The organism is Pseudomonas sp. A-RE-19 (genome assembly GCF_019956555.1).
GTDB lineage: Bacteria > Pseudomonadota > Gammaproteobacteria > Pseudomonadales > Pseudomonadaceae > Aquipseudomonas.
In genome coordinates this window covers 74,168-87,467 of sequence record NZ_JAHBDQ010000016.1, presented here as the reverse complement: position 1 = coordinate 87,467, position 13,300 = coordinate 74,168, and the positions used below count along the sequence as shown (strand labels likewise).

Genomic DNA, 13,300 nt, shown 5'->3' with positions numbered 1-13,300 from the left:
ATTCCCTGGCGCGCGGCTAGCCCATTGGTAGAAGCTAACGACCAGATTCAACCGCTTGTTCGCCGTGCCAGGATCGAGCCCCAGCTCGCCTTGAGACCAGTCCCGGTAACGGGATAGGACGCTCAGACCGTTAGCAGGGCTTCATCCCAGGCCATTGGCTTCCAAGAAGGCGAAGTAGTCGTACAGACGACGTCCGTAGGCTTCCCAAGTCAGTTATCTTCGTGCCTCACCGGACTCCACGAGAATATGCCTGAGGAAGGATTGCACGGACTCAACAGGCCAGCCATCCGAGCCAACCAACAGCGGAAAACCTTCGAAAGATCGACCTGCTAACGACAGGTCTTTTGTTGCGAATATCAGAAGAATCCCCCCCAAGGCATCAGTTGCATATCTGAAAGACGTCCTCACGCGCTTGCCAGCCCAGCGCGCCAGTCAGATTATCGATCTGCTGCCACATAAGCTTGACTTTGCTTAGGGACGTACCTCAAAAGCTGCATGAGCGCCAAAGAAGCAAGACTCGCGATAATGAGCGCAAGTGAGCTTATTCCAATGCTCAGCCCCCAAAAGTCGATCAAGTAACCTGTTAACACCGGGATCGCCCCAGCGGGCACGTACCCCCCATGTTGAACACTGCGTTGGCTTCGGCTCTGCGCGGGCACGCGGTCAGCAATAAGGGTCAGTCCACCTAACCGTCCATGGTCACGACACGGATGTTGAACATTGATTGAGCCTGGCTTTGTTAACTGTCTGGCCCAGCAGACTAGCAGAAGCAGCTTTGATGTTGCTGCGCCGATTGGCGGCATTGAAGCTTAGAATAGTCAGCATTTACACGGGGATCGTCCATGAAGCGCTTCATCCGTAAGCGTCTGGCAAAGCCATCTGGTCATCCCTGCGAAACCAGGACATAGGGTTTGACTCCGGTGGTAGGGCCAATGATGGTGCGGTAAGTGGCCCTCATGCGACACTCCCCGCCCTACAAATCAGGGAGAGTGTTGACATGGTGCGTTTGCTTGCAGTTTCAGGGAGTCTTCGCGAGGCCTCCTCCAACTCAGTGCTATTGCGTGCTGCTGAGGTTCTCTGTCCCAAAGGGCTGTCGGTAGCGCATTATCACGAGGTTGGCCAGTTACCTCATTTCAACCCGGACTTCACGGAAACTCCTCCTGAATCCATCATGGGCTTGCGCTTCAGTATCGCCCACGCGGACGGCGTTCTGATCTCTTGCCCTGAGTACGCTCGCGGAATTCCCGGCTCATTCAAGAATATGCTGGACTGGCTCGTTAGCTCTGAGGAGTTCCCAGGCAAACCCGTTGCTCTTTTCAACGCTTCACCTCGGGCTTCGCACGCGCAGGCGGCACTGCGGCTGGTTCTGGAAACAATGTCGGCTTGTATCGTGGAGGAAGCATCAATATCCGTAAATTTGCTTTCCACGGAATTGAGTGCAGAGACCATCGCAAATGATCCAACGATCCGCCCACTGATTGTTTCCGCACTTGAAGCATTCAAGCAGCAAATCGATGGCAAAAAAAGCGGGCTATCTTCACAGAGATTCCGCTAGTTAAGTCGATAGTAAGCGTTTGGGCGGCGGTGGGTGGGTGACGGTGCCCAGTTATGTGGCAACAATTCGGCGATTTCACTAGCCCGCTGCGTCGGCAGTGCGATTACCGAACTGCTGCCGCATAAATGGGGACTTTTAAGTTGAAACGGCCTGATTCAATCCAGACGGCGACATAAATAAGCGTGGGTCTGATAAGGGAACTCAATGGTCTCACGCCCGCGCAGAGCCGGATGGGTCTGAATCAAAGTCATCAGTTGATCGGCCACCACCTCTTTCTCTTCGGATGGTAGAGCCGCGATGAAGCTCACTGACAGGAAGCGATCCAAGATGACAGACTTGGCGCTGCCTGAATGGATGTAATTAAAGCAGGTCAATTCGGGCTCCGAGAAGTAGCCTCTCTTGAACGGTAGTCGCCAGTCTCCAGTATGAAAGCGTGGGGTATCGCCTTCGTAGGGAGTGATGATTTTAGTGATGGCAGCCACCCAGTCCACTGACTCATCACGCACATTCCAGATTAGTCCGAGCCGGCCGTCCGGTTTGAGCACTCGGTGAATCTCACCGAGCGCTGTTTCATTCGCGAACCAGTGGAAGGCCTGGGCGCATATGAGCGCCTGCGCCGCTCCAGCCTCGAGAGGAATAGATTCGGCCGTTCCCTCCAGAATTTTAGCGTCCGGTAGATGCTTGGCAAACTCGATTCGCATAGCCTTGACCGGCTCGACGGCAATGACATCAATTTCCATTGAATCCAGCAGTCGAGTGAGCTTGCCGGTACCGGCTCCTAAATCAATAACCGTCGATCCAGGGCTGATGTCCAACGCATCTCTAAACCATGTACGTATTTCGCTTGGATAGTCCGGGCGCCCCTGCGTATAGGTACTGGCTTCTGTTGAGAAACCTACCTGAGCAGCCTTATGAACAATTGTCATTTCCAGCGACCCTCTATGTGAATGAGCGATACACACATTATGCGGCGTGTTTAGATCATCACCCACATACGTCGTCACTGTCAGCAATCACACTACATATCTTTGTCAGGCAACACGTGATTGGCGGACGCTTACAAAGCACCGTATCAGGACGCCGTAAAGGTATTTTCCATCGGCCAGCGAATTTCCAGATGTTCAGTCAAATAATTCATAAAAGCTTTGACCTTGGGGGTGATGGCGGCGCGCTCCTGGACGCATACATAAATATCGAGCGGTTCAGCGTAGGCATAAGTTGAAGCGTGGCGATGTTCAAACAGAGGAACGAGTTGGCCACTTTCGATATAGGGCGTCGCCACGAACTCCGCCAAACGGGTTATTCCCGCGCCGCGGATGGCCATTTGGGCTAGAGCGTCAATATCGTCGCTGATTGCGGTCGCATTGAGAGTAGCGTCGTAACGTTGCCCATCCCGGATAAACCCCCAACGTAGAAAGCGTCCGTCTAGCGGGTAGCGAAACGCTAGACAGGCATGGTGTTGGAGTTCTTCAGGATCGCGTGGCCAGCCGACTCGTTCCAAATAGATGGGTGACGCGCAGATGATAAAAGGGACTGAAACGATCTTGCGAGCGACGATCCCCTCTTCTAGTTGTGGTTTTATCCGCAGGCTCAGATCAATGCCTTCTTGAATATGATTAATTTTGCGATCTGTGGTTGAGAGTTCAAGTGTCAGGCGTGGGTAACGTGCAGCGAAGCCGGCGATTAGTGATGCCAACACATGTCGCCCGAAAGCGGAGGTAGAAGCGATGCACAGTCGCCCTTGGAGTTGAGTCTGCGCGCTGGTGATCGCGCTTTGCGCCGATTCGAGATCACGCGCTATGCGTTTCACTTTTTCGTAGTACACCATGCCGCTTTCGGTTAGCGCCATGCTACGCGTGGTGCGCTGGAGAAGGCGCGTACCTAGGTGGGTTTCCAAGCGATTTATGGTCTGGCTAATGGCTGCCGCACTGACGCCCAGGTTTTTGGCCGCGCCCACGATGGAGCCCGCTTCAACCACCTTGATAAAGCTAGCAATCGCCCCTAACAGGTTCATCTTTGTCCCAGCGAGAAGAGTCATTCATAAGATTTTGTTTATAAAGCAACCACTGCTAGCCGTCTAGTTGCTAATTTTTGATCTTGCTATGGTGTTCATCACCTATCAATCGAAGATCAAAAAGGTCTGATATGAATCCAAAAACATCCTCTAAAGCTCTATTTTTCAACCAACGTAAGCTCTCGGTTCGCGCTACGCCTTATGTTTTCGCACTGTATATGGCCACAATCATGGCGCTCTTGATGTCATTCGTGATCACTGCGGCAAATTCCGGTATTGAGATTGATTACCTAAGTAATGCGCTGCACGCCTATAAATTGGCCATGCCAGTGGCATTCCTGTGCATACTCGTCGTTCGCCCCATTGTGCTCAAACTGGTGTCTTGGACTGTACACCCACATCGTTAAGGGCGGCCGCTTGCGGCCCAATTGATGGGGCGTTGTGGACAACCCTATTGGGTCGGCTGTTGCCGGCCGTCACAGGTCGGAGTCGACCCAAAGCTGACGCTGAATAACTTGCAGTTGCGCCAACACTGTTCGATAAGCATCATCAGAATTCGACATAAGGAAACGTCCCGTGCCAAAACCAATACTTCATTTAATGTCTGGCAAAATTGCATCCGGCAAATCAACGCTGGCTCGGTCTCTGGCGGCCGAGCAGTTGGCGATTTTGCTTAGTGAAGATTATTGGCTCTCACGGCTCTATCCGGACCAAATCAAGTCAGTGGCCGATTACGTGAAGCTTGCGCATCAGATTCGGGAAGTTGTGGGCCCGCTTGTCACCGATGTGCTAAATGCCGGCGTAAGCGTGGTTCTGGATTTTCCTGCCAATACGCCTGAGGACCGCCAATGGTTACGCGGCTTGGCTGACGCAGTCGAGGTTTCCCACTGCGTCCACTACATCGAGGTGGACGATGATACTTGCCGAGGCCGGTTGCATCTTCGTAATGGCCGCGCAGAGCATGAGTTTGCAGCAACCGACGCTGAGTTCGATTTGATCACAAGCTACTTTCGGACACCCGAGGAGCAGGAGGGGCTCCAGATTAAAATTCACCGTCTCTGACGGCCAGTAATCGCCAAGGTAATGAGATATCTGGAAGGTCTGCTATTGGCCGATTGTGTTGAAAAAGTCGGCCATGGTTTGCGCATCAGAAAAGTACGCGTCCGAGATTGAAATCTTTATTTTTGGCAGAGGCTTCCGGACTCGGATTTCACGTAGCAGCGTGCAAAAAAGGCGTTTTCGCCAGTCAATGATCAGGCAGTTTGGGCAGACCGACTTTTTCAACAGAATCGGCCGATTTCAACCCTTCGCGACAGGCATAAATCGGCCAAAAGCAGCCGATGACGACTGGCAAAGCCAGGCCAACAACTGTCTCTTACCGTTGAGTATCTTTCGCAGGAAACGACGATGAAGCGAAGGCGACGGTACCTGCAAATCGAATGGCATATTCTCCAATGGGTTATTGCCAACAACCCACCCACCACCGCGAAAGTGTTCGCGGCAGCGGGTGCCGATTGACAGGCGGAACTGCATCACGACCTCATTGGAATAGTGGCCTTCGATTAAAAGTGAACCTTCAGGACGGCTTGCGAAAATGAACTCCCTTAAAAAAGGAAGTCGTGGCGATTAGTACCGATAGGTTGCCTGCACTGAAATTCCATGCGCACTATTTTTGTAGTTGGCACTGTATTCCGGTTGAAGACCGGAGTCGTTCGACTGCTTAACAGAGGCTTTGGAATCCCAGAGATAACCATACGCAAAGTCTATCGTCAGGTCGGGGTTCGGCAAATAAGCGCCGCCCAGGGTCACGGCTTGGCGGTTACCCACCGGAACGCGCACGCTGCGATCGGCATTCCTGATGGGCGACGGATCATAGGCGTAGCCTGCGCGCAGCAGCCATTGCTGGTTCAATTGATAGGATGCGCCGACTGCGGTGGACCAGGTGTCGTGCCAGTTCATTTCTTCGGTCATACGTCCCAGGCCAGCCGCCTCGCCCAAGGGGGAAAGACCGCTGTTCTTTGTCTCGACCTTCTCGATCCGGCTCCAACGTTTCCAGGTGGTCCCCAGGTATCCCGTCCAGCGACTATTGAAATGATGGGTGATGGACGTGTCCACTGACTCGGGCATCGTGATGTCTATCTTGTTGTTGTAGTTTCCGTCCAGCGGGATAACGCTCGGGGAGCCGGAAACCTCAGTATGCCCTTCGAGGTGATAAACCACTTTTGAGTGATAGTTAATCCCCCAACTTGTCGCCTCACTCAAGTCAAACAAGATGCCGAGATTGTAGCCAAGTGCCGTGTCATCGCCTTTGATAGTGACCTCTGTGTCCCGGCCGTTGTTCAGGGCGCCGGTGGCCAAGTCATTCTTAAGCTTTGCAGTGAAACGGTTGATGGTCGGTCCGCCACCAATGGACACGTAATCGTTGATCCGATAGGCAATGGTGGGCTGCAGGGTTACTTCCTTGGTCGTGCTATAGGAACCATGGTAGCGACCCTGAAAACTGCTCTCGTAATCATTGATCAGACCACTCGGAGCATAAAGGCCAAGACCAATCGAAAAACGATCGTCAAGTGGCGTCGACATATAGACGAAGGGCACGACCCCCAAAGGTACCGAGTCCCCTTTATTCGTTCCCGGGGCACTGCTCTGCGCATTACTGATGTCGTCGCTCACCGAGACGACCGCGGCGCCGCCGGAAATCTCGGTACGCTTCAACTTGGTCAACCCTGCAGGATTTCCAAAGATGGTGCTGGCGTCCAGCGCGGATGACGACCTTCCCGCATAAGCCGTTCCCGCACTGCTTGCACTTTGTTCGTTAAGGGCAATGCCATTGGCACCGGCAATTGTAGAGGCGCTGAGGAGTGCCATGGCACTGGTGAACTTAATCCAGACAGCACACTTTCGCTGAGCATCGAGACACGGGATCGCATGACTATTCAGTTTCATTTTCCACCTCTTGTTTATTGTTTTTGTTGATTGCACGCAGGCAAGGCTTCGCCGTCCTGTGCACTTTTTCAGTGCCGGTTGGAGTTGATCGAAGTTGTGTAAAAGGCCCTGGCTAAACAGCGCCAGGGCATGACTGCTGGAACTTACAGATGTGAATCAGGAACTCAATCAAGCCACTCGATTTGAAAGCTATAGCGCCCCAAGAGCGGAGCCAGTACTTCTTGGCCAGTTCCGGCCCGGATGCAGGCGACATGCCCACGGCGATTGTCCTGCACGACCTCGACAGCAATATCCGAAAGTCCCAGGCGCTCCACTTCCTGCTGGACTACTTTGGCAATCTCGCGCTGCTGCAAAGCGGGCTTGAATATCTTGCCCACGGCAGTCAGTGGTAATGCTTCGAGGATTTCGATGCGCTTGGGCACTGCTGCCCGCTCGCTGATGTTCAGATGAGCGAATGCCTCAAGTTCTTCGGCGTTGCAGGCTTGCCCGGGGCACAGTTGAACGTAGGCGACCGGCACTTCGCCCGAGTAGGCATCGGGGCTGCCAATTGCAGCGACCAAGGCGACGGCAGGATGCACCTGCAGAGCCTCCTCGATTTGCTTGGGATCGATGTTGTGGCCACCGCGGATAATCAACTCCTTCTTGCGTCCGGTCAGCCAGAAGTAACCCTGCCCATCCTGGCGACCCAAATCGCCCGTATTCAACCAGCGCTGACCGTCGATATCGATCCAAAGCCCCTGGTTATGACGCTCCTCCAGATAGCCTTCGAAGAGGTTCGGACCACTGATCGTGATGAGGCCGATCTCATCCACGTCGGCGTCGCGCAGGTACTCTCCAGCATCATCGAGCACGACCGCGCGCATACCCTGGTAGGCGATCCGTATCCCGATGGAGCCGATACGGCGCTCGCCATGGGGCGGATTGACTGAGGAGGCGCAGGCGCCTTCAGTAAGACCGTAACCTTCAAGGATCTTTACCCCGGTCCGGCGTTCGAACTCTCGGAAAAGCTCAGCCGGCATGGGTGCGGCGCCACACATTGCAAAGCGAAGGCTGGACAGGTCGCGGCCCTGCCATTCATTTTGCAGAAGTGCAGCGTAGACCGTTGGCACGCCGGAAAAGAGGTTGATACCGAAGTGCTCGACCATCTCCCAGAATCGCGGGATCACCCCCTCGCCACGATACCCATTAGGCGTCCCGAGGATCACATGGTCGCCTTGAGTCCAAGGCATCAGGCCAGTCACCATTTGTCCATTGACGTGAAATAACGGCAGGCCACAAAAGATCACCTGGCCAGCCGTGCGTGGCTGCAAGTGAGCGGCCACGGCCCACGCATTGAATACTTCAGAACCATGGCTACGCGCGGCGATCTTGGGGAGCCCGGTGGTGCCGCCCGTACAGATGTAGGAGGAGCACTCATCCCGGCGGATTTGCCGACCACTCTTGAGGTGTGTATGCGGCTGAGTACTCATCAGCGATTGCCAATCGTGGATCGCGATACCGCGGTGTACGTCTCGTTCCTTCAGTGCCGCTGCTTTCAGGGCCCCCCGCACGGGTTCGGCGACATAGGGCTCCATGCTGACCCAAACGACAGACTTGACCCCGGGTAACTGATCCAGCTGCGAGGCCAGTTTGGGCCACAGATCGCTGCCCGCCGTCGGCGCGAGCGTCACCACCACGGATGCCTTCGCGGCATTCAGCAAGCCAACCATCTGCTTGGCCTCAAGCATTGGATTGATCGCCATGACGATGCCCGCCGCCTCCCCGCCCCATATCGTGAAATGGGTTTCCGGCAGATTGGGCAAGATAAAGGCAAGCACCTCGCCCGGTTTTATACCCAGGTCATGGAAGGCATTCGCCGCGCGAGTGATATCCGCGAAGAGCTGGGAGTAGTTCCACTTGTAGGTGCGCGTGAAATCGGCGGCATCGGCGAAGAAGCTTAGTGCCGGTGCCTGGGGGGAGCACCGGGCTGCATCTCGCAGTGCTTCATAAGTGCTGCAAGCCAGGCCACGCTCCGACAAGGGGACTTGTTCGAGACTTTCGATGTCGCTCAGCGTCTGTACGACCATCAGGCTTCCCCCACGACTCGGTTGCGTTGCACGCCGAGGTCGATCACGCCATCGGCGCTGCGAATACGCGCCTCGACCACGTCACCTGCCTTGAGATATTGCGTCCGGCCCTCCTGCGCCTTGAGGAAAAGCTTCCACTTGGTGGCTTCTGGCAACAGGGCTGCAATGCGCATTTTGGCTGGCGAAGGAATCGTCAGAGCGCAGCCGGCAGGCGTACCAGTGGCGATCAGGTCGCCAACGGCGAGATCTTGCAAGCCGGAGAGTTCGGCAAGGGTTTCAGCGGGGCCGTAAACCAGATTGGCCGTGCTGTCGTTCTGTCGCACCTGGTCGTTGACCGTCAGGCGCAGTTGCAGTTCTTTCAGGTAACGGATGCTCTTGGCATCCAGCAGGCAGAGGTACGGGCCGACCGGGCCGAAAGTGCGGTAGCTCTTGCCCTTGTAGAACTGCATCTGGGGAATCTGAATGTCACGCGCCGAGTAGTCATTGACGATGACGACGCCTGCAATGAACTCATGCAGATTGGCGTCGGTGACAGTCACAGACCCGGTGATCGAGCGCTTCATCACAAGGCCCAGTTCGATCTCGTAGTCGAGGAAGCGCACGTGGCGCGGCTTGATCAGGTCGCTGTCAGCCGCCACCAGGCAACTCGTCGCCTTGGTGAAGATCATGTTGAATTTCTTCGCATCCGGGTCCATGCCCGACTCGATCATGTGCTGACGGTAGTTGGCACCCTGGCAGACGAACTGCTGGTTACGGGTCACCGGCGACAGCAGTTTCACCTCAACCTCATCCAACTCCGTACCTTTGATTTGAGCAAGGTCCTCGATACTGTTCTGGCGAATGAAGTCACCGGTGGTTTCAAAAGTACCGGGAACAACCGTGATACGACCCTGGCGCAGCACGCCCCAATGGATACCATTCTGAAATTCAAAGCGGACTACGTGTACTGCAGACATTGAAGGTACTCCTGGAGCAGTGTTTGTCTCGCGCTCGTCGGCGCGAGAACTAGGGTGTTGTTCTGAGGAGGGCTGCTGGTGACGCTATAGACCAACGAGCCGCCGGCGATCAAAGCGCCGGCTTTGAGCACATCGCGACGGCCATATCGGGTTGAATGACCCGATATGGCGGCAGCTTTACCCGAACATCCGCATGAGTGTTATCAACTTGCGAAGGGTCAAGTCCGGGCTGCGTCGCAGGTTGCGGATCAGCAGACGCACATTGGCCAGGCTCATCTTGGGTTTGGTAAAACGCTTGGGCATGCGCTGCCCCCACTGGGCCATTGCCTCGGGGCTCACGGGATGAATGCCGGTGGGCTGTACGGCCGTGAAGAGATCGCCGTCGCAGTAATGCTCATGCTTATCGCCCCAAGGGTCTTGCCAGTAATCGAAAATCTGACTGCCCAGAATGTGTCGGCCGATGCCCCATGAATGCTCCCAACCGCGCTCGCGCAGGACACGCTGCCCCATTCCGACAGCGTCTGCGTCGACGACCTCATAGGCGCTATGGCTATAGGTCGCCATGAAGCCTTGCGCTATCGCGAGCGTATGGTGATCCGCGGGCGTTTCACCGAGGTCAAGGCGCATGAAGGCGACGATAGGCGTGCCGTCGGGGAGTACCTGTACATCGCTGGGAATAAACCCGAAATGCTGCGAATACCAGGCACAGGTTGCCTGATAGTCGGCGACTTCCATGACGATATGGCCGAGTTTCAGCACTTGCGGCGGTGCTACTGGTGGGCGCTGCGTGGCGTTGATTCGCGGTTGCTCGTGCGCCAGATTCCAAAGAAGAGGAGCTCTGTGGTCCAGTGTTTTACCTGGAGTCTGGTCGCAAACAGCTTCCACAATGAAACCGGAAGGATCGGTCAGTCTGACGTGATACCCGCCACCAGGATGTTCCGATTTCTCTACCGGTGACGCGCCTGGGATTCGCGTCAGTTTTTCAAGATCCTTGCGAGACTGGACTGCCAGGCCGAACCCGACAAAACGTGCCTGCTCCGCACGATGGACACGGTAGCAATATGCAGTGGGTTCGGTGGCCCGTAGATAGAGCGTATTGGCATCCTGCTGACTTACCGTCAGGCCGAAGTCAGTCAGGAAACGCGCCGCCTCATTCAAATCCGGTCTTTGAAAGATCAGGTGAGTCAGATTCCGGGCCTTCACCGTCGGCTGCGGATGCCGGGCAGGTTGTGGCGTCGCCAACTGAGGCATTTCATTTTTGTTGTTCATTGTTCTTGTTTTCCGGTTTTTAAGGGTAAAGCCGTCCCCGCACCCCTGAAAATGCCAAGGGTGTTGTCTGGTTGACGGTTAACGAGCTCAGTCGATAGAGGGAAGTGCCGGCAACTCTATGGTCGCCAGCGCACGAGCCTCCTCTGGTGGCACGCCCAATGCCCGCAGCACCAGCTCGGCCGTGTCAGAGCCCGCTTCGCGCCACGTTTTGTGCCCTTCCAGCACCAGGAAAATAGAGCCGAGGACGCTGCTCGATATCAGCGTCAGTACTGAGAGCAATTGCTCCTGCGCAAACGTGTAGCGCCCGGTGGAAAGTCCACTCAGAAGATCCGTCGTCGCTTGGCTGCTGAACATTTCGCGCAACGAAGAATTGCTCATGGCGAATTTATGGATGAATGCCCCCCACCGGGAGTCCTCGTGAGCTCGGCGAATGAAGAATCGAATGCCATTGGCAAGGCGCTGAGCAGGGTCGGCAAGGCCTTCGAAACTTTTCTTGACCCGCTCATGCATTTCAGCACTCAGATGCGCGGCAACCGCTTCGAACAGCTGCTCCATGCTCTGTACGTTGTTGTAGATCGTCCCGCGCGCAACACCGGCTTCAAGCGCGAGATCGCTGATGCTCACGTCAATCGCGCCTCGCTCGGAGAAAAGGCGAACGGCGGCTTGATGGATGCGTCGCTGTACTGGATTCAGGGATTGCACAATTTATCTCCAGACTTGTCTGATTACGAATTGAACACACGTGTTCAATTCGTGTCAATGCGTTTTTTTGACCAAGATCGGTTGTCGTACCTGATTTGTCGTCAGGCTCAACAAATCTGGGTATTAGAGAAAGGTTTTCTGGCTGCTCATCGCTTGCGAGATCATTATTTTTTTGACGTAATTGAACATCCGTGTTCAATTGATGTGAAATACGTCGAGCGATCTGACGTTCCGACCGCAGCCATTCGCCTGGCTTTGGCCAGCCTGGATACGGTTTGCAACCGATGAACGCACGTTACACATGGCGAGGTGCGCTGCACAGGTGCGGTGAACACCTGTATTCAACTGGCGGAGACCCGACAGATCGTGCCCATCAAGGAAGATTGGAAGCTGGACATCGGCCGCAAGGCGCTGGCCAAGGATAACGTCAACATAATCCTCACCTGCATCGAGTCGGCTCTGATGAGGGCCCTGTTGCAAGCGGATAACTGTGTGGTCAGTAGAGATGACTTGATTCGAAGTATCGGTCGAGAACCGGACCAGTACCGGGGCCTGGAAATGTGCCTCAGCCGCCTGCAGGACAAATTCAAAAGGGCCAGCAGCGGTGAACGATTGTTCTGCAGCGTGAGAAACCGAGGGTATTGCCTGACCCAAAGTATCGCGCGCGAAACTGACACGGTGGAAACAAGAGGCACGCCAAAGGCTGCCAAAACATAAAAACAATAGTCCGGATGCCCGCTCCGCCTTGCGCAAGCATCTTCGTTCAGCTGTCTTCGCGAGGACTCGGTTTCATCTGTTCCATCTCGCCAGGATTGATGATTTTTCAAGCAATCAGACTTGGCGCACCCTTTAGTCAGGAGAATAAGAAATGCTCATCGACGATATCGAATACGTCATCTTCCGCCACCCCGACCTTTCTGCGGTCCGCCAGTTCATGATCGATTACGGCCTGCTGGATGTTTCGCAGGAGGGGGACTCCGTGTATTTGCGCGCCTATGGCGACGCACCGTTTTCCTACGTGACCACCCAAGGCGAAGCCGCCTTCGTCGGCATGGGCTTTCGCGTCGCCAGCCAGGAAGCCCTGGCTCAACTCGCCGCCCGCTTCGGTGCGGACATCGAGGACTGCCGGCATCCTGGCGGTGGCAAGTATTTCCATACGATCGATCCGGACGGCCGTCGGCTGGAATTCGTTTTCGGCGCCCAACGCCTTCAGCCCGTGCCTTGCGACGGCGCGCCGATAGCCTGGAACGATGCACACGCGAAGAACCGGCTCGGTCGCTACCAGCGCCCCAAGTATGCCCCTTCGCACATCCAGCGGCTGGGCCACGTAGCGGTCTTCTCCCCGGCGCCTCAGCAGATCATCGAGTGGTATGGCGAGAACCTCGGCATGAAACCGTCCGAGCTGATCCACGGCGACAACGAGACCAGCGTGCTGGCCGCCTTCATGCACCTGAACAAGGGATCGGAATGGACTGACCACCACACCCTGGCAATCGTCGGGGCGCCGGCGCCGGGTCTGGAGCATGCTTCCTTCGAATGCCGCGATTTCGATGATGTCGGCATGGGGCACATGGTCATGCAGGACAAGCAATACCAGCACCGCTGGGGCATCGGCCGGCACTTCTACGGCAGTCAGATCTTCGACTACTGGACCGATCCGGCCGGATTCCACGTGGAGCATTACTGCGACGGCGACATGGTCAACGAGGATACGCAAACACTGCGCTACCCCTTTGGCCGCGACACCCTGCTCCAGTGGGGGCCGGCCTTCCCCGGTATTTGAGGCCGCTGG

The 13,300-nt window shown here is 55.6% G+C and carries 12 protein-coding genes and 2 pseudogenes; 6 read left to right on the top strand and 8 right to left on the bottom strand.

Annotated elements, in window-relative coordinates:
• Positions 1-12: 12 nt before the first annotated feature.
• A pseudogene (locus KGB14_RS28545) lies at positions 13-366 on the bottom strand (site-specific integrase); the annotation flags it as partial.
• A gap of 19 nt (positions 367-385) precedes the next feature.
• Here KGB14_RS28545 and KGB14_RS28660 point away from each other — a divergent pair.
• A pseudogene (locus KGB14_RS28660) lies at positions 386-475 on the top strand (transposase domain-containing protein); the annotation flags it as partial.
• Between the two features lie 522 nt (positions 476-997).
• Entirely contained in the window at positions 998-1,555 is a 558-nt protein-coding gene (locus KGB14_RS12475; protein ID WP_223487001.1) for an NADPH-dependent FMN reductase, read from the top strand.
• Positions 1,556-1,710: 155 nt separating this feature from the next.
• Here KGB14_RS12475 and KGB14_RS12470 read toward each other — a convergent pair whose 3' ends face one another.
• Complete coding sequence (locus tag KGB14_RS12470) at positions 1,711-2,481, bottom strand: class I SAM-dependent methyltransferase (RefSeq protein WP_223486999.1); 771 nt, start codon at positions 2,479-2,481, stop codon at positions 1,711-1,713.
• Positions 2,482-2,627: 146 nt separating this feature from the next.
• Positions 2,628-3,569: a LysR family transcriptional regulator gene (locus tag KGB14_RS12465; protein WP_223487043.1), complete on the bottom strand. Its 942-nt coding sequence runs from the start codon at positions 3,567-3,569 to the stop codon at positions 2,628-2,630.
• Between the two features lie 131 nt (positions 3,570-3,700).
• Here KGB14_RS12465 and KGB14_RS12460 point away from each other — a divergent pair, with 131 nt between their 5' ends.
• Positions 3,701-3,976: a DUF2798 domain-containing protein gene (locus KGB14_RS12460; protein ID WP_223486997.1), complete on the top strand. Its 276-nt coding sequence runs from the start codon at positions 3,701-3,703 to the stop codon at positions 3,974-3,976.
• A 169-nt stretch (positions 3,977-4,145) separates the two neighbouring features.
• A complete protein-coding gene (locus KGB14_RS12455) occupies positions 4,146-4,631 on the top strand; it encodes an AAA family ATPase (RefSeq protein ID WP_223486996.1) in 486 nt (161 codons plus the stop codon).
• A gap of 564 nt (positions 4,632-5,195) precedes the next feature.
• Here the strand turns inward: KGB14_RS12455 and KGB14_RS12450 are convergent.
• The 5 genes from KGB14_RS12450 to KGB14_RS12430 form a co-directional block, all read right to left on the bottom strand.
• Positions 5,196-6,515 (bottom strand): outer membrane protein transport protein, encoded by a 1,320-nt coding sequence (locus KGB14_RS12450; RefSeq protein WP_223486993.1) that lies wholly within the window; start codon positions 6,513-6,515, stop codon positions 5,196-5,198.
• A gap of 164 nt (positions 6,516-6,679) precedes the next feature.
• The gene (locus tag KGB14_RS12445) at positions 6,680-8,581 is read right to left on the bottom strand and encodes an acyl-CoA synthetase (RefSeq protein ID WP_223486991.1); all 1,902 of its coding nucleotides are present in this window, start codon (positions 8,579-8,581) and stop codon (positions 6,680-6,682) included.
• The gene (locus KGB14_RS12440; protein ID WP_223486989.1) at positions 8,581-9,537 is read right to left on the bottom strand and encodes a fumarylacetoacetate hydrolase family protein; all 957 of its coding nucleotides are present in this window, start codon (positions 9,535-9,537) and stop codon (positions 8,581-8,583) included. Before KGB14_RS12440 ends, KGB14_RS12445 begins: the two co-directional genes overlap by 1 nt.
• Before the next feature lie 177 nt (positions 9,538-9,714).
• Positions 9,715-10,806, bottom strand: a complete 1,092-nt coding sequence (locus KGB14_RS12435) for a VOC family protein (RefSeq protein WP_223486987.1) — start codon at positions 10,804-10,806, stop codon at positions 9,715-9,717.
• A gap of 87 nt (positions 10,807-10,893) precedes the next feature.
• Entirely contained in the window at positions 10,894-11,508 is a 615-nt protein-coding gene (locus tag KGB14_RS12430) for a TetR/AcrR family transcriptional regulator (protein ID WP_223486985.1), read from the bottom strand.
• 366 nt (positions 11,509-11,874) lie between these two features.
• On the opposite strand from KGB14_RS12430, the gene KGB14_RS12425 reads away from it, so the two are divergent.
• Complete coding sequence (locus KGB14_RS12425; RefSeq protein ID WP_411740782.1) at positions 11,875-12,225, top strand: winged helix-turn-helix domain-containing protein; 351 nt, start codon at positions 11,875-11,877, stop codon at positions 12,223-12,225.
• A gap of 151 nt (positions 12,226-12,376) precedes the next feature.
• A complete protein-coding gene (locus KGB14_RS12420; RefSeq protein ID WP_223486983.1) occupies positions 12,377-13,291 on the top strand; it encodes a VOC family protein in 915 nt (304 codons plus the stop codon).
• Positions 13,292-13,300 lie beyond the last annotated feature (9 nt).